This is a genomic window from Paenibacillus sp. FSL R10-2782 (assembly GCF_038592985.1).
Classification (GTDB): Bacteria; Bacillota; Bacilli; order Paenibacillales; family Paenibacillaceae; genus Paenibacillus; species Paenibacillus terrae_C.
In genome coordinates, this window is sequence record NZ_CP151951.1 from 3041491 (window position 1) to 3061131 (window position 19641).

3 protein-coding genes are annotated in these 19641 nt (G+C 46.3%); 2 read left to right on the top strand and 1 reads right to left on the bottom strand.

The genetic code is table 11. From position 1 onward, the window contains the following. Position 1: 1 nt before the first annotated feature. Positions 2-17074 carry an amino acid adenylation domain-containing protein gene (locus NST83_RS13705; RefSeq protein WP_342417955.1) on the bottom strand — a complete coding sequence of 5691 codons (17073 nt, stop codon included), beginning with the start codon at positions 17072-17074 and terminating at the stop codon, positions 2-4. Between the two features lie 856 nt (positions 17075-17930). Between NST83_RS13705 and NST83_RS13710 the strand changes: the two genes are divergently transcribed. Next, on the top strand, positions 17931-18794 hold the full coding sequence (locus NST83_RS13710) for a class I SAM-dependent methyltransferase (RefSeq protein WP_342414609.1): 864 nt from the start codon (positions 17931-17933) through the stop codon (positions 18792-18794). An 8-nt stretch (positions 18795-18802) separates the two neighbouring features. Beyond that, entirely contained in the window at positions 18803-19549 is a 747-nt protein-coding gene (locus NST83_RS13715; protein ID WP_342414610.1) for an RluA family pseudouridine synthase, read from the top strand. Positions 19550-19641 lie beyond the last annotated feature (92 nt).

A 19641-nucleotide genomic window follows, 5' to 3' on the forward strand; every position in this document is an offset into this window, starting at 1 on the left:
CCTACTGCCGTATGGCTAGGTCAGAAATAATCTTATCGTTAGCAGCTTGCAATATTCGATAGATATCCTCATGTTTCTCTTCATATGGTAGGCGCAGGAATATTTGAAGTACTGCTCCAGTATGGGCAGCTTCAAAGAAAATCACTTCTTCTCCGTCAACTAAGGTTGTACTTCTGTTTAAGGTGCTCAACATCTTCGAGGCCTCTTGCATTTCTCCCAGGTAATTGAACACGATTGGTAATTGTCCAAGTCCCTTTTTTAGCATACTGCTTGCTTGCGGATAGATAGGCTCCATTTCTTCATTAAAAATTAAATTAAAGAAGTTTAAATGATGATTTGCAGCAACGCTTAATTGTTTTTTGATCACCGCATGATAAGATGGCATTTCTTCCTTATGGAGTAACACGGGAATATGATCAATGTATTCTCCCACGGATTCAAAGTAATTCCGATCCCCATACTGTCTTCCATACTGCGTTAACCATAACGGAATTTCTGATTTTTGGAAATAAATACTAAAAAATCGGAATGCCATTTGGAGAGAAATCTCCCATAGGTTCACAGAATCATTCTGCATTGAAATACTCGGTAGTGTTATATCCCATTGATACGTTGTCATTTGTCCATATTTGAATTCCCGGGTCAGCTTATAAATTTGACTTGTACTCTCAACAAATGACTGGAGCTTATATTGCTCAACAATTTGCTGATCACTTATCCCCTGTGGTCCTTGACGAATATGTTTGACATAATCCATATAATGGAATACCTCTGTTGTATGCTCCAGTTGTGGATCCTCATATTCTTCAAGTAACTGACTCTCCAAAATCATGCTACTCGTGCCATCGAAAATAATGTGTGAGCACGGCAGAAGCAATAAGTGTTCCCGCAAATTCAAGCGAATCAACGCAATTCGGTATTGCAAAGATTTCGTCTGCTCATACGGTTCAAAATAAAGATGCGACATGATAGACGAAAGGAGCTTGCGCTGGGTTGGTATCGGATATGCCGATAGATCCACCATAGGTAAAGATAAGTTCTCCGGGATTGATCGGACTTCCCAAGCCCAACCCCCGTCTGATTGAATCAGTACGCTTCGCAGTAATTCATGCCTGCGCATGAGCTGCTGAACAGCTGTGGACAGACGTTGCTTATCTACATAGTGATTCAGATGAATCACCGTGCCAGAAGAAGCAGGATGCTGCAAATGATAATGTTGAGCAGGTGCCAATGGAAACTGTCCGATCGCCTCTGAGCTTAGCAGACTACCATTCCAAGTTGCATTCATTTCATCAATTATTGAAATAAATTCCATTGATTGAGAGTGAAGAACGTCTTCCTGTTCATCATCTGTTATTGTAATCATCGTGAGCAGAGCTTCAATCGACTGGCCTGCATCCTCTCCACCCATAGGCACAATGTAATGCGGATGCAGGTCAGGATGTACATGAGACGGAATGAAAGCAACGATCTTATCAACCTGATCTGCTCGAAATGGATGTACTTGTAGAAACAGATAGTCTTGCTCATCAACCGACACAAATTGAAGCAAAGCTTGTACATCAAAAGTGTTGCTAATCCACTGTTCAGCTTCCGTGATACTGGAAATCCATGATGTGTTATGGTGTGTGTCACAACGTTCAGCTTGCAACAAATCAGACAAACCACGAATAGTTTGATGTTGTAATACCTGATGGATTCCTAGATAGATACCTTTTTCCTGTGCTTTAGAGACAAGCAGTATAGCCTTTAGAGATTGACCTCCGAGTTCAAAAAAGTTATTGTCAATGCCTACCTTTTCCGCACCAAGCACCGTTTGCCAAAGCTCTACAAGTTGTTGTTCTAATGCATTTCTCGGGGCAACGTATTCTTCATTCCAACTACCTGTCCCTTTCGGTAAGGGTAGCGCTTTGCGGTCGATTTTCCCATTTGGGGTCAGGGGCATATACTGCAACTGCATAAGGTATGAAGGAACCATGTAATTGGGTAAATTTTTCAGCAACGTGTTACGCAGTTCGCTTACACTTACTTCACGTTCTGCCACATAGTATGCGACCAGTTGGTTTTGCCCCTGTTCATCCGTACTTGCCAGCACAATGACCTCTTGTACAGACTCCATTTTCAAAATTTGCGCCTCGACCTCGCCCAATTCAATTCGATACCCTCGGATTTTTACCTGATGGTCGATCCGGCCCAAATACTCAATGTTGCCATCCGGCATCCATCTTGCCAAGTCACCCGTTCGGTACATCCGTTCATAACTTGCTTCTCCGCTACTAAACGGATTTTTCACGAATTTTTCAGCAGTCAACTCCGGACGATCCAGATAACCTCGCGCTAACCCCGGACCGGATACGCACAGTTCACCCGGTACACCCACCGGCGCTAGACGACCATGCGCATCCACCATGTACACGCGATGATTCGGTATAGGACGCCCGATTGTAATCAGATCCTCAGCTCGCGGATCTTCAGACACGGACCATACCGATGTCGCGACCGAGTTTTCTGTTGGACCGTAAGCATTGTAATACGCCACTTTCTCCTTCCACTTAAGCACCAGCTCTATTGAGGCTGCTGAGCCTGCTGTGACCAAAATGCGTAAGTCTGGCATACGTGCTGGTTCCAGATACACCGTATAGGTAGGTGGGAGTGTGGCCACTGTAATTCGATGTTCCGACATGTACTTCTCAAACCACTCATAATTCAAAATCGTCTCTTGTGTCGGTACGTACAATGTCGCTCCACTGAATAGCCCCTGGAAGATTTCCCAGCAGGATGCATCAAACGAATAGCTGGCGAATAACAACACATGATCTGATGAGATAATCTGTAGCGTTTGATCAAAATACGTTTTCAGATTGGACAATCCTCGGTGTTCCAGCATAACTCCTTTCGGCTGTCCCGTGGTTCCCGATGTATAAATAACATACGCGAGGTTATTTGAACCACTTACCGAATCTAGGTTTGAACCATCCTTGTGATATATGGATGTTTTCCCATTCAGGACCAGCACCTGACCCTCAAACATCCCTTTTTCCACCAGATGACTTTGCGTCAACAGCAGTTTTGTTCCGGAATCTTCCAGCATGTATTGGATTCGCTCCTGCGGATACGTCGGATCAATTGGCACATAAGCCCCACCAGCCTTGAGCACTGCCAATATGCTTACGATCATCTCAATAGAACGTTCAACAAGTAAACCAATTCGCTGATCTGACTGCACTCCATAAGATCGCAGCGTTCTTGCCAATTGATTGGCGCGCTTATTCAGCTCACGGTAGGTCAACTGCTCTCCTTCGAAATACAAGGCGATCTGCTCTGGCGTCTGCAACACTTGCGCTTCAAACAAACCGTGAATCGTCTGCTCGTGCGCGTACTCTGCTGCCGTATCTCCCCAAATCGCCAGAATTTGTTCGCGCTCCTGCTCCGTCACAATGTCCAACTCGCGCACTCGAATGTCCGGTTTCGCCACCACTTGCTCCAGCAGCTGTACTAGATGGCCCTGAATTTGTTCTACACTGGTACGGTCAAACACCAATGCATTGTAGCTAAAGCTCATTTGGATCGTTTTTCCTGGCAACACCGCCAGATTAAAGTCGTCGGTCGTTGACTTGGCTACCTTTGCTGTCCATAGGCTGAGGTCGAATTCTTCACCATCACTCATATGCTCCACTTCTTCCTCGACCAGAACATCTGCAAAAATCACGCTATGATTGATCCAATCCTGAATGAGCTCAGATAGCCCCTGATTCTCATGGGGTGGATATGTGGCATGCACACGTGCATACTTGAGTAACTTTTCGTTTTGCTTCATTAATTCTGTGAACAAACTGTTTTCTCCGCCTTGGATACGCACAGGCATCGTGTTTATAAATGCCCCCGTCACTGCTTCTGTATTTGCCATATCAGCCGCCTGACCTACTACATGTACGCTGCCGAACACAACGTCCTCAGTTCCGTTATATCTTTGCAGTAAAATCCCCCATGCCGCCTGTAGTAACGTACTGACCGATACCTCTTCCTGCTCGGCGATTCGTCGTATTCCGGCGGTCAGCTCCATACCCAGATCCAGGTTTACATACTCCGCCTGATATGTTGTCTGATTCTGCTTTTTAGCCTGCGGTAAATGGGCTTGTTCCTCGTACCCGGCCAGATAGTTGCTCCAGTAGCGTAATGCTTTTTGGCGTTCTTGATGCTCTTTCAGAACAGGCACCGTTTCTTCCGTTGTGACCCATTCCAGCTCTCCAAGTGTTAGATCCGGGTTCACCACAACAGTCTCCACCAATCGTACAAAGTGGCGCGTCATCTGCTCTACTGTTTCCCGCTGATATAGCGATGTCGCATACTCTAATCCGAACCGAATACCCGCTGCTCCCTCAATGGCTTCCAGCGTCAAATCAAACTTTGCCGGGGCTTGCTCCATCCCATATGGACGGAAGCTCAGGTCAGCCAGCTTCAACTCGTTTTGCTCCGTGTTTTGCAACACAAACATCGTATCAAACAGCGGATTGCGGCTCATGTCACGCTTCACCTTCAGCTTGTCCACCAGTTCCTCAAATGGATAGTCTTGATGCTCATACGCCTTCAATGCATGTTTCTTCACATTCTCCACATAGCTACGGAATGTTTGCCCTGCGGTTGGGTAATTACGCATAGCCAGCGTCCCAACGAACATTCCAATGACTGGCTCCAGATCCGCATGCGGTCGGCCGGCTATCGGGCTACCTACAATAATATCCTCCTGCCCGGTGTACTGATGCAGCAATGCTGTATAGGCTGCCAACAGCACCATGTACAGCGTCGAGCCTGTTTCGGCCGCCAGCTCTTTCAGGCGCTGGCTGACCTTCCCGTCCAATTCGAATTCCACTGTAGCCCCTGCTGTACTTCGCACCTCTGGACGAGCAAAATCAGTCGCCAGGTTCAAGACGGGTAACTCACCATCAAAGGTGTCCAGCCAATACGCTTCCTGACGTTTTATCCACGCTTGCTGCGCTTCATTCTGCTGCCATACAGCATAATCCTTGTATTGAATTCGTAGCGGAGACAGCTCCTCTCCGCTGTACAGACGTACAAACTCGTCGGTCAGCACCCCTGCTGATACACCGTCCGAAATAATATGATGCATATCCAGCATTAAGAAATGCTGAGCTTCTTGCTTTGTTCCATGTTCCCCAAGGTCCAATAAAGCCACCCTCAACAGCGGAGCCGTTTCTAAGTTGAATGAGCGCACAAAAGCTTGAATCCGCTCTTGGACTTTCTGGTTTACAGCCTGCGCGTGTGCTACATCGCGGGGGTCACCTTCTACCCGTATTTTCGCATATTCTACTTCGAACGACACCCCGTCCTCAATAAGCTGTACAGGCTCGTTCCCTTTCATTTCAAAGCGGGTACGCAAGGATGCATGTCGTTCAATTAATTGACAAAACACCTCTTCCACACGCTCCACATTAAGCGGTCCACTTACCTGAAGCACAGCCGGCATATTATAGTTCACATTGTTCGATTCCAATTGTTGGAGCACATACATCCGTTTCTGTGCCGAGGACAGCGGATAGAACGAGCGCTCTTCTGCCACCGGAATGGACGCGTATGCCAGCTGATCCAAACCGTCCATCACTTCCGCCAACTGCTCAATTGTTGGAGCTTCAAAAATGCTGCGCAGTGGAAGCGACTTATTCAGTTCTTTATGAATTTTCGAAACCAGCGTCGTCGCTCGCAGAGAATGCCCACCTATTTCAAAGAAGTTATCTTTCACACTGACCTGCGCTAGATCTAAAATTTCCTTCCAGATCATCGCTAACTTCGATTCCACCCACGTCCGAGGTGCAATATGTTCTATTCCATCTTGCAATTTGCCCTCGGGTGCTGGCAGTGCCTTCCGATCAATTTTGCCGTTCGGGGTCAGCGGGATGTGCTCCAGTTGTACAAAGTACGTAGGCACCATGTAGTTTGGAAGCTCTTTAGCCAGCAAGCTACGTAATTCACTTGAACTGACTTCCCGCTCCGCCACATAATAGGCGACCAGTTGGTTTTCTCCCTGCTTGTCCTCATGAGCCAGCACGACGGCCTTTTGCACCTCTTCCGTTTTCAAGATTTGTGATTCAACCTCGCCAAGCTCAATTCTGAATCCGCGAACCTTCACCTGATGATCAATACGTCCAATAAATTCCAGACTACCATCTGGATTCCAGCGAGCAAGATCCCCCGTTTTGTACATTCGTGTTCCCGGTGAAAACGGGTTGTTCACAAACTTCTCCGCTGTCAGATCCTCCCGATTCCAGTACCCACGCGCGAGGCCTTCCCCTCCGATACATAATTCGCCAGGAATACCAACCGGTTGCAATCGCCCCTGCGTATCAATGATGTATATTTGCGTGTTAGCGATGGGACGTCCAATATCAATCCGGTTAGCAGTCGTCAATTCTTGCACCGTCGAATACACTGTCGTTTCCGTCGGACCATACATGTTATAGATACGCAGTCCGTTAATAGATTGCAGTCTGTTTAGAAGCTTCGGAGAAATTGCCTCTCCCCCGACTAAAACCTCCTGTACACCTTGTAGCGCATGAGCGCCTTCATCATGATCAAGTAGCATTTGCAGCCGGGACGGCGTCATTTGTAGCATATCGATATGATGAGCAGCGATCAGCTCCCCAAGCTCCTGTGGGTCTGTCTGATGACGGCGGTCACCAATTACAACTGTCATCCCACTAAGCAATGGCAGGATTGTTTCCAGCACGAAGATATCAAAGGAAATCGTCGTTAGCGATAAAATTGTTTTGTCTGCTGTGATGTCAAGGACTCCGTGCATCCCTGTTATAAAGTTCAAAACCGACCGATGCTGAAGCATGACCCCCTTCGGATTACCAGTCGAGCCTGACGTATAGATTACGTAAGCCAGCTGATCTGGCTGAGCCGTTACTTCCAGATTCGTTGTTTCCCCTTGGTACAACTCTTCATCTTCGACAAAATAAGTATTAGCACTATAGCTATGTCCTTCAACCAGATCACGGGAAGTTAAAAGTACAGTAGCTCCACTGTCTCCAAGCACATATTCAATTCTAGCTGACGGATATTCAGGATCGATCGGCACATAAGCACCGCCTGCTTTAAGTACAGCCAGCAGACCGATCATCATCTCTGCCGAGCGCTGTACCATCAAGCCCACCAATTTGTCGGGTCCCACTCCTTGTGTTTGAAGCACCCGTGCCAGTGAGTTGGCGCGCTCGTTCAACTCGCGGTAGGTTAATTGCTCTCCTTCGAAATACAAGGCTACCTTCTCTGGCGTCTGTAGCACTTGCACTTCGAACAAATCATGAACCGTCTGCTCGCGCGGAAACTCCATTGCCGTATTTCCCCATACTCTCAGGATTTGCTCGCGTTCCTGGGCCGTCACGATATCCAGCTCATCGATCTGAATATTTGGGTTCGTCACCACTTGCTCAAGCAGTTGTACCAAGTGGCCTTGAATTTGCTTTACACTCGCGCGATCAAACGCCAGTGCATTGTATCCAAAGCTCATTTGGATCGTTTTACCTGGCAGCACCTTCAGGTTGAAGTCATAGTTAGTCTGTTCCACCGACTCAACTCCGGTAATCGTGAAGCTCGCCTGCTCACCATTACCCAGCTGTTCGATTTGTTCTCCTACCGGATAGTTTTCAAAAATGATAATGTGATCGATCAAATCTTGCTTGAGCTCGGTCAACGCCTGAATTTCATACAAAGGGTACGTATCATAGGCACGTGAGGCGATGGATTGCTCCTGAATTTGTTTTATTACATCCAAGAAACGACTTCCCCCGCTGCTATTAATGCGCACTGGTATTGTATTTATGAACAAACCAATGATATGTTCCACATTTGGAATGTCGGCTGGTCGTCCAGAAACCACACTGCCGAATACAACATCATTTGTACCGTTATATTTTTGAAGCAAAATCCCCCACACGGTCTGTACCAGCGTATTTACCGTGACCTGGTATCGCTTGGCGGCTCGCTGCAGCGCAGACGTCAGGTTCTCGCCCAGATCAAAGTCAAGCTGCTCCGGCTGATACCCGTTCCCTAGTACTTTAGCCTGTGGCAAACGGGACTGCTCTTCATATCCGCTCAGATATGTGCTCCAGTATTGTGCCGCTTCTTCATGATCTTGCTGCTCCAACCATTCGATATATTGACTATACGGCGTCACAGGTACCTGCTTAGGCTGGTCTAGGGCCAAAATGGCAAAATAACTCGTGAACACTTCATTAGTCAACAGCGACATACACCAGCCGTCCATTACAATATGATGGAAACTCCATATTAATCGATATGTCTCTTCACCTGTGCGTAAAATCGCCACACGTATCAACACATCTTGATCCAGTTTAAAGCCTCTTAGCTTATCTTTACGAGTGAATTCGAGGATATGTCGACCCTGTTCATCTTCTTCCAGTTCACGTAAATCCTCTACATACAGTTCAGTTTGCTTATTCCTATGCACGATCTGAAGCGGTTCATCCGTCACATCGCTGTAGAAATTCGTCCGCAAAGACATATGTCTTTGCACCAGCAGATCCAGACTTGAAGCAAACGCAGCCGTATGAAAATGCCCATTCAGGTCAAAAGATACCTGCTCAAAATACGCGCTGGACTGCGAATCCATTAAATTATGAAACAACATTCCCTTTTGCATTGGTGTTAGAGCGTATACATTTTCCAGCTCGCCAGTCTGTGCAACTTGCTCTACCAGTTGATCCAGTACCCCGATGGTCAAGCCCTTGAAGGATACATCGCTTGTTGTCAACTCAGGCTGCTCTTTGGCAACGCAATGCGAGATCACCTCTTGCAGAGCTGATTGTAACAGCCCAGCCACATGTTCCATCGTTTCTTTTCGATATTGTTTATTGCTGTAGGCGATCGTCAATCGCAACGTACCTTCTGAAATCATCGCGTTCAAATCCAACGTGTGCAGCAACCTCGATTGAGCAGCATCTGTTTTACCTATACCGTAGGAGGAAAGGGTTATTCCGCTGTTTTGCAGATCTTCCTGATCAAGCTGACCTAAATAGTTAAAACTGATTTCCGGTTCTGTGAAGTAAGGACGGTTTCGAGTTTCGGCAGAAGCCTCGGACAGATAACGCCATGTACCATACGTCAAACCTTTGTGCGGAATAGCACGCAGTCCTTCCTTTGTGCTTTTGATACGTTCTCCAAGTGTAAAATTACCATCAATTTCTAATAAAACAGGATACAGGCTGGTAAACCAACCCACAGTACGTGTTATATCTACTTCCGGTATGATTGCTTCCCGACCATGTCCCTCCAGATGCACCAGCACACAATTAGTACCTGTCCAGTTATGAATGGCCAAGCCTAACGCACTTAGCAGCAAATCATTAATCTCGGTATTGTAGGCCCGGTGTACTTGCTTCAATAATTGCTGTGTTTCTGCCTCCGTCCATTCTAGCGTCAGCACTTCGCTATCTGCATTCAACGAACCAGTATAGGAAAAATCCTTGGGCAGCGGGGTAGCTCCCCCTTGAGCCTGTTCAAGCTGCTGCCAGTAAGTTTCGTCAGACTCGGCCGCTGAGCTGTTAGCATAAGTTGACAACTCACGCGCCCAAGTTTGAAAGGAATCTGTTTTAAACGGTAATCTTACCGGCAAGCCCTTCAGTACTTGCTCATAGCCTGTGGAGAAATCCTCGAACAGGATCCGCCATGATACTCCGTCTATGACCAGATGATGAATGGCTATTAGCAAATGATCGCCTTCATTTGTACGGAACAAACCAAGCTTTACCAAAGGTCCTTCGGACAGGTTGATACTACTTTGAATTTCAGTTGCTTTCGCTTCTAGCATGTCGGCAGCCGCCGACTCTCCACGTAAATCCGCAGTTTCGAGCGTATATAATGAGCCTTCCTCCACTCGGCGTGTCCATGCTGTATAACCAGATGGATGCTTGCGGAAGACTGTACGCAGGGCATCATGATGCTCCACGATCCAGTCCATTGCCTGGCGCACAATCGTCTCATCAAAACCTTCCGTCCTGTGCAACATCACCGCCTGATTGAAGTGCTCCGGACACTCAAGCTCCTGCGAAAAGAACCATTGCTGGATCGGAAGTAACGTAGTTTCTCCGCTGACCTCCCCTTGATCAGCTATATGCACGGCCTCATACATATACGGTGCCAGTGCCACTACCGTAGGATATCGGAACATATCCTTAACTTCCAGCTTGTAGCCCGCCTGAAATAATCGGGATGAAATTTGAATTGCCTTGATTGAATCCCCACCCAGATCAAAGAAATTGTCTAATATTCCAACCTTTGGGGCTCCTAATACTGATTCCCAGACCGCCACCAGAGTCCGTTCCGCCTCCGTACGCGGCTCAGCATAATCTGCTCCGCTTTGCAGGCTGACTTCCGGTGCTGGCAGTGACTTCCGATCAATTTTTCCGTTCGAGGTCAGCGGAATATGCTCCAACTGTACGAAGTATGCAGGCACCATATAATTTGGAAGTTCCTTAGCTAGCAAGCTGCGCAATTCACCCGCATCCACATCTTGTTCAGCTACATAATAGGCAACCAGTTGGTTTTGTCCTTGATTGTCTTCATGGACTAATACGACGACCTCTTGCACATCAGCCACCTTCATCAGGTTGGTCTCAACTTCACCCAATTCAATCCGATAACCCCGAATTTTTACCTGATGGTCAACCCGGCCCAAATACTCTATATTCCCATCTGGTAGCCAGCGTGCTAAATCGCCCGTCCGATACATCCGTTCATAGTTCGCTTCACCACCAGCAAACGGATTTGGCACAAATTTTTCAACCGTCAGCTCTGGTCGGTTCAGATACCCTCGGGCTACGCCAACACCGCTGATACATAGCTCACCGAGTACCCCTATTGGTTGAAGCTTCCCATGCTCGTTCAGAATATATGCGCGCGTATTGTGAATAGGTTTACCCAAATTTACTGCTATTTCTGGTTCACACACGGAAGCCAGTACATCAATGGTTGTTTCCGTCGGTCCATAATGATTATTCAGAATGTATCCTTTGCTCACTATTTTTTCCTTTAATGAATCTTCCAACCGTTCGCCACCGCAGATTAACGTATCTAAGCAAGGTATTTTGGCATCTTCAGATAAAAATGCTCTCATCAGAGCCGGTGGAATGTCTAGTACCCTGATATTATGAGTCTTAATATATTCGGTCAGTAGCTGCTTACTCAGCAGCGTTGTACGCCGGATACAGTGCAGCTTGCCCCCATGCAGCAACGTCCCAAAGATCTGCTCAATACTTGGATCAAATGTATATTCTGCCGTCAGGATCATATCAAGTCCATCACTTATTGCGTAACGTTCCGAAAACCAGCTCACCGTATTAATTGCACTACGATGGTTGACCATGACCCCTTTCGGCTGTCCAGTCGTTCCTGAGGTATAAAGAACGTATATCAGATGATCCACCCTGTCTGTGGACATCATCAAATTAGAGCCATCTGCACAATATATTCTGGAATCATCCAGTTCAAGAGTAATCCCGTTAAATGATATTCGTTCAGTAAATGCCCGTTGTGTCAGTACAATCTGCGCATCGAAGTCCTCCAACATATAATGGATACGTTCTGCTGGATATTCCGGGTCTATCGGTACATAAGCACCACCTGCTTTGAGAACTGCCAGTATACCAACGATCATCTCAATAGATCGTTCCACAAGTAGTCCAATTCGCTGCTCTGGCTGTACACCATAAGAACGGAGTGTTCTTGCCAATTGGTTGGCGCGCTCATTCAACTCACGGTATGTCAGTTGTTCACCCTCAAAAAATAAGGCTACCTGTTCTGGCGTTTGCAAGACTTGCGCTTCGAACAAACCTTGAATTGTTTGCTCGCTTGGATATTCCACCGCCGTATTTCCCCAAACATCCAAAATTTGCTCGCGCTCCTGTTCCGTCACAATATCCAGTTCATTCACCAGGATATCCGGGTTTAGCACCACTTGCTTCAGCAGTTGCATCAAATGTCCCTGAATTTGCTCCATATGTTCGTGATCAAATACCAGGGCGTTATAAATAGCTCTCATTTGTATCGTTTTTCCCGGCACTACAACCAGATTAAAGTCATAATTTGTCTGCTTTATCCAATCGATTTCGTCAATACAATAGCGATCCTCATCGCTATCACCCAGTTGCTGAATTTCTTTCTCTACTGATACACGATCAAAAATAAGGATGTGATTAATTAAATCGTGATTTTGCTCTGACATCGCCTCAATTTCTTCGAGTGAATACACTTTATGGGCAAGGTTGGCCATAGAAAGCATTTGTTGTTGCCTGATCTCTTCCAAAAATCGACTATTATGACTAGTTCTAATGCGCACAGGTACAGTATTTATTTGCAGATCGAGGGCTTGCTCTTCATTCCGTACCACAGATGTGCTTTCTAAAGCCACACTACCAAACACTACATCATCCGTACTGTTATATTTTTGCAGCAGAAGTCCCCACACCGTTTGCACCAGTATTTGGATGGTTACCTCATATTCCTGAGCAATCCGTTGCAGCCCGCCCATCATGTCTGCATCCAAATGAAAGTCATGATATTCGGTCTGACGACTCCATGTCTTATTCATTCGAGCCTGCGGTAAGCGAGATTGACCCTCGTACTCCTTCAAATACGCTCTCCAGTAATTCAAAGCGGCATTATGATCTTTGTAATCTGAATAATCAATATGTCTACTTTTGGCAAGTGTATTAAGTGTAGACATTTCATTTAACCTTGATAAAATCAACTGTTCTTCATTATCAGACAGAATATTCATGTCAGCCAGTCGTAATCTACTATCCTGGGTGATTGTCTCCAAAATCTTTATATAATGCTCTGCCAACTTCCTGATTGTCTCTGGCTTAAATAACTTAGTAGCATATTCCCAAACAAGGGTCACTCGATCTTGTTCTTCAGTCACAAGCAATGAAAAATCGACCTGGGCTACGCCAACATTATATTCCTCCGGTTTAAATTGGACCCCCTCGACCTCCAAAGTGTTCATCCCGACATTTTGCAAACTGAACATCGTATCGAACACAGGATTTCGGCTGACATCACGAACCAGTTCAAGTTGATCTACCAGTTCATCAAATGGATATTCCTGATGCTCCAGTGCCAACAATGTGCTTTGCTTGACCTCCTGTAAAAAGGACTGGAACGTCAGTGTCGAATGCGGGTAATTGCGGAGCGCCAGTGTATTGACGAACATCCCGATCATCGCTTGCGTATCCACATGTTCTCTTCCAGCCACAGGCGAACCTACAATGATATCTTCTTGACCCGAATACTTGGCCAGCAACACGTTATACGCTGCTAAAAGCACCATGAAAAGCGTTGATTCGGTATTTTGGGCTAGTTGGTATAAGGATTTTGCCAACTTTCCATCCAATGTGACCGTCAAACTATCCCCTTCAAAACTTTGTGTCTGCGGTCGCGAAAAGTCTGTAGGCATTTGCAGAACGGGAAGCTCTCCATTCAAAGCCCCTAACCAATAGGGTCTATGCTCCTTCCATTTACTGCTAGTGATTTGCTGCTGCTTCCAAGCCACAAAGTCCTTGTAATGAAGCTGAATGTCAGCAAGCTCTCTGCCCTGATAACGCCGGATGATCTCATCCATCATAATGGTCATAGAAAAACCGTCCGCAATGATGTGATGCATATCCATCAGGAGCATAAAACCGCCCTGAATAAATTCGAACAGTTTAATGCGGAGCAAAGGAGCTTTATCCAAGTAAAAGGGCCGAATAAACGAGATTCGTGCCTGCGCTGCCTCTTCTTGCGGAATCCGTGAGAACGGTATTTCAAACGTCATCGTGTCCCGGATTTTTTGTACAATCTCCCCAGCCTGCAGTTCAAAATATGTCCGGAAGGACTCATGTCTTAAAATAACTTCCCTAGCAGCTTCAATAAACTTTGAAACTACCAAGTCTCCTTCTATGAGGAGCTGACCTGAAATATGGTAGGCTGTTCCGCCACCCAATTGATCCAGTGCGTACATCCTTTTTTGGGCTGAAGACACCGGGTAAAAAGGTTCGGGGGTCACAGGAACAATCGATTCATATGTTTGCTGCTGCCCTCCGACAATAAATGCAGAAAGTTCGGCAATCGTTTGCAAATCGAAAATGCGGCTGAGCGGGATATGTACACCCAACTCCTTGTTCACTTTGGACAAGATGACAGTCGCTTTTAACGAATCCCCACCCAATTGGAAAAAGGATTCATGACGGTGAACTTCGGACACATTCAAAACGTCCTTCCAAATAGTCGTCAGCTTCTCCTCAGCGGCATGTACCTCAGAACCAACATCCTTTGCTGCATTAACACTTGCATTTCCCACTTCTAGCAGCGCCTGCAGATCCGGCTCTCCATTTGCTAAGAGAGGAATACGATCCACCTTAATGCACCAACGAGGCCGCGTATAATCCGGTAGGAGTCTATTCACAGCTTGCTTCAGTTCGGATTCTTCCCAAGGCTTTGAAGCGGCAGCCACAACATAGGCAGTTAAATACAATACTTCACCGGCTTCATCCGTTTGCGGGGTAATCAAGCAATCACCTAGTTGGAAAGTTTGCAGCAGGTGTTTCTCCAATTGTTCCAAATTCACTTGATGTCCGCGGACGCAGATGCTCCGGTCCAAATGACCGATATGTAAAAGCTTCGCTCCACCTTCCACGTAAGCCCATTCCCGGGTCGTTCCCAAAATTCCGCTGACTGCCGAGGCCTGATAGACCTCCCCTGCTGTTCCGACAGGTGCTGGTTGCTTGTATGCATCAAGCACACAAGGATAATTACCGTTAGAATCGACGTAATCAGTCCATGTAGCCCGAAGTCGCTCCTGTCCCACAACATCAAGTAAAGAAATCGAGGATACACGAATTTCCTCATTCTCCACAATCAAATGCAGCAGGTGGAGGAAGTATTCTGACCACGTTTTAACGATATTTTCTTGAAAAATATCTGTATTATAGTCAAAATCAAGACGCAACTGCTTCTGTACCTCCGTAACGTTCAAAAACAGTTCATATTTACTGAAAGATATTTCGTTTTCAAGCACTTCTACATCCAATTGGTGGAAGTAAAAACGAGGAATCGGCCGATCCATATTAAACACAACGTTCATTACTGGCAAATATTTTAATCCTAGTGGGGCCAGTCCGGCAAAGCTGTATTTCTGGTAGGCCTCCAACTCATTCATCCGGTGTTTGACCGTTTGGGCAAATGAATTAAATGAAACGTCAGAACACACTTCGCTAATGACCGGAAGCATATTCACACAGTTACCAATCAGCGAAAAAGCATCCATTTGCGCTTGTCCTGCTGTCGGTATGCTTACCATCACTTCTTTTTGGCCTGTCAGGCGATGCAGAAAAAGCTGAAATGCAGATAAAAGGGTGATGAATAAACTGTTTCCGAGTTTGATACTTACGTTTCTCAGCCGTTGAACTAACGGTGCCTCCAGAATCAAAGTATGTCTGCTTCCGTGGGAAGATGGCATCAGTAGCCCACGCACCGGAGAAGGTAAATCTAGCACAGGCAGGGACCTCTTTAGTACAGCCGACCAAAACGTAACAGCCTCCTCTCCTCCAGACCTCAACTGATCATGCTGCCAAACGGCATAGTTCCGAAATGATACCGGATCGGGTAGAGTAACAGCTTCATTGCGGACTAACGCGGAATAGATGTGCTCTAACTCCCGCATGAACACTCCCATCGACCAGCCGTCCGCAATCAAATGGTGGAAAGTAAATACACCAATGTGCTCTACAACTGATATTTTCAGCAATTGAACACGGAATAATGGCTTATAAGGTATTAATGGGAACGGAATTGTGCTATCCTTGGCCAGCCAATTTTGGACGTGCTGTTCCTGTTCATCTGGCGAGTAGTCGCTAAAATCATGCAATGGAACGCTAATCTTCATTGCAGATGTAATCACTTGTGTCTCACCATCATCATTCATAAAGGTACGCAAAGCTTCGTGGCGGTTCACGATGGTATGAACTGCCTCTGTAAAAGCTTCGGACTGAAGCGGGCCACAAAAACGCAGCAAAGCGGTTTCATGTAAAGATTGTGAGTCATTTCGTTCTGAAACCGTAGCGAACCAAAGCTGCTTTTGATCCGGGGTCAGTGCAATAACAGTTTCCTGAGCGCCCAATGACTCCGTTTCCGGAAGCAAGGATACAGCTAAAGCTTGCTTTTCCAGATCTGGGCCGCTTCCGTTCGACGGCAGGTCTGGAAGGAAGGTTCCTTTACGAAGGTCGCTTACGCTGTTCTTGCTGTCCTTACTGTCCTTGACTGCTTGTATGATCTTTGCACTGTCTTCCTTGGGGCGATATACAGTGGTCGTGTTCATATGTGCTATGGTATGATCCCGCAGCACCTCAAGCTGTTGTGACATTAAATAAAGCTGTTGCTCCAAAATGCGTTCTAAGCCCACAGGCGCGGTTGCTCCTAAATCACTTTGAACCTCTGCTTTCTCTGCCGTATACACAGGCGCGGACATCGAAAGGTTCTGTTTTTCATACGTTTGTAACACATAAGGGGCCGTATGTTCTATCTCATTACCTGGGATCTCCACAGGACTTTCTACCACCTTCTGATTCGTAGACTCAATGGGGATAACTACTCTTTCGGCCACATGATGTGTCAACAATTCCAGCGTGGTCAGCGTATCAAAAAACTCATTCATAGGTATGTCAAATCCAAACGTATCTTTGATGCTATGACGGACTTGAGATAGAGTAATGGAATCCAGCCCTAGCTCTAAAAAATGCGTTTGTGGCTCTATTTCATCTTCGTTAAGTTGGGTCACATTTCCAATCATCCTGACTAGTTTTTGCCTAACATGAGCTTTGTGCTGGTTAAGGGCTGATTCTGTCGCGGAATACCTGTTCGCCATATTTATATACTCCTTTATCGCTGAGTTTTTAGAAGCTCGTCTGGCATCTCGTAAATAAATGAGACAATCTTGTATGCTCAATTGGACGTAAAAAATTTCATATCGCGAATTTTCCCCTATATTCAAAACATCCAACATACCTTCGATAAAATTCAGTAACGCACCGATCCGGCTTTCTGACAAGAAACACCCGTATTCGAGGCTTGTGCCTTGGAGAGTCCGTATATACGCCAACCTTCCAAATTGTGAACGCTCATCGGTCTATGAACACATGATAAAGCTCTAGCTAATTGAGCTCACCTCCATCCGAAATTATACGAACACTTGACAATTCATGGTTAGCTGCTGCTTAGAATTTAAAATATTCCAAAAAAAATTGTTAGACGAAGCGTTTCATTCAACAAGAAGGTGGCAAAACAAAAATGTTTTCACAATTCGAGCGTTAACGTGCATATCTACGGAAACCGTTATTACAGACAGTAGAAAAATCATTTTAATAAAAAACAAGCTTAAAAATGGAAATAGAATGATGGAATAGCATTTCGTGGTGTGAGTAAAATATTGTGTGATCTTGGAAGTGGGTAAAACTGGAAGTGTAGTGAAACCTTATATTTACAGCTAAAGATTTCAGTATCATAGATGAAATTGATAACATAACGTCAATGTAGGACAGGATGTTTTGATTATTAAATAAACGTAACATATAACTATTTATTTACATGATAAAATATAAATTCGAAAAATGTCAATGTTTTTTAAATTCCTTCAACATAAATAATTTGGAAAATAAACAATTCTGCTTCCTAACACTTTTCGCATATCAAAAGTCGCCATAAAGCGACAAAAAATGCTGGGACCTATAACGGTCAATGCCAGCTTCTCCACGGAATCATTCGATTGTTACTAAGGTTTGTTGTACAATAGACTCCATATGGGGATTTTTGCGCAGAGGACTGCCGGAATCCTGAATTGAATGCTGAAGGATGGATTGTACATGTATGTAGCACAAGAATGGAAAGATTATGAAGTAGTGGATACAGGCGGCGGCGAAAAGCTGGAGCGTTGGGGCGATATTGTCCTGCGGCGGCCTGATCCGCAAATTATATGGCCGTTGTCCCAGGAAACAGCCGAGTGGCGCGATGTTCATGGACATTACCACCGTAGTTCCTCTGGGGGGGGTAGCTGGGATATGAAAAAGCCTACTCCCGAACGCTGGACGATCAGCTACGGGCCGCTTAAATTCCACATTAAACCGACCAGCTTCAAGCATACCGGTCTTTTTCCGGAGCAAGCTGCGAACTGGAGATGGATGATGGATAAAATTAAAGGCGCTGGCAGACCGATTTCGGTACTGAACCTGTTCGCCTACACAGGGGGAGCCACTACTGCCGCAGCATATGCCGGGGCCAGTGTAGTTCACGTGGACGCCGCCAAGGGCATGGTACAGTGGGCGAAGGAGAACGTGCAATTGTCCGGCTTGGCCGACCGTCCGGTACGCTTCATTACGGACGACGTGTTCAAATTCGTGCAACGTGAACAACGCCGGGGAAACCGATATGATGCGATCATTATGGACCCTCCTTCCTACGGGCGCGGACCCAACGGAGAAACATGGAAGCTGGAAGAAAGCCTGTATCCGTTTCTGGAATCCTGCATGAGCATCATTTCCGATCAACCGTTGTTCATGCTGATTAACTCTTATACCACAGGGATTTCGCCTACCGTACTGCGCAACATGCTGAGTATGACGATGCAACAAAAGTATGGCGGTCAAATCAGCGCTGGTGAAATCGGATTGCCGATTACCCGCTCGGGGCTGAATCTGCCTTGTGGTATTCTCGGACGCTGGGAGGCTTAATTCCTCCTATGACTCCAGATGAACTTACCCGGCACGGGCATGCCCAGCTGAATATCCCTGTTCTATATGAGGACAACCATGTTCTGGCCGTTGTAAAGCCTGTCAACGTTCCGACACAAGAAGACGCCAGCGGTGATCCTGATCTGCTGTCTTTACTCAAGGAAGACCTTAAAATTAGACACGATAAGCCTGGTAATGTCTTTTTAGGACTGGTTCACAGACTGGATCGGCCTGTAGGCGGTGCCATGATCTTTGCCAAGACGTCCAAAGCCGCTTCTCGGCTGTCAGAGTCGGTTCGAGGCCGTAGTTTCCGCAAGATGTATGCAGCGGTTCTAAACGGTGTTCCCGCGGCCCCACAAGGCCGTCTGACCCATCATCTGCTAAAGGACAGTCGCACTAACACGGTCCAGGCAGTTCGTCCCGGTACGACCGGGGCCAAAGAGGCCATTTTAGAGTACCAAGTGCTTGGACAAGCAGATGGTCTCAGTCTTGTACAAATTGAGCTACACACCGGACGCTCGCATCAGATTCGTGTACAGATGCAGGCTATCGACTGTCCTCTATACGGGGATCAAAAATACGGTGGCAACCTGAGCCGCCCAGGTCAACAATTGGCGCTCTGGTCTCTGCTTGCCGGAGCACCGCATCCGGTTAGCAAGGAGAACATGAGCTTCCACTCGTTCCCTCCAGCCCAATTCCCATGGAGTGAGTGGCCCAAATCGCTTTATGAAAGTATGCTCAAAGCTGAGCATTGAGCAGGCATTTACAAAAAGAACCGGCAATGCATGTAATCAAACAAACATGCATTGCCGGTTCTTTTTTGTTAAAAATCTGATACTCCTCCCAC

What these genes read in the sequence shown, in the direction of transcription:
- NST83_RS13715 (WP_342414610.1), top strand. Translation starts at nt 18,803, where the DNA reads ATGACTCCAGATGAACTTACCCGGCACGGGCATGCCCAGCTGAATATC.
- NST83_RS13705 (WP_342417955.1), bottom strand. Translation starts at nt 17,074, where the DNA reads ATGTTGGATGTTTTGAATATAGGGGAAAATTCGCGATATGAAATTTTT.
- NST83_RS13710 (WP_342414609.1), top strand. Translation starts at nt 17,931, where the DNA reads ATGTATGTAGCACAAGAATGGAAAGATTATGAAGTAGTGGATACAGGC.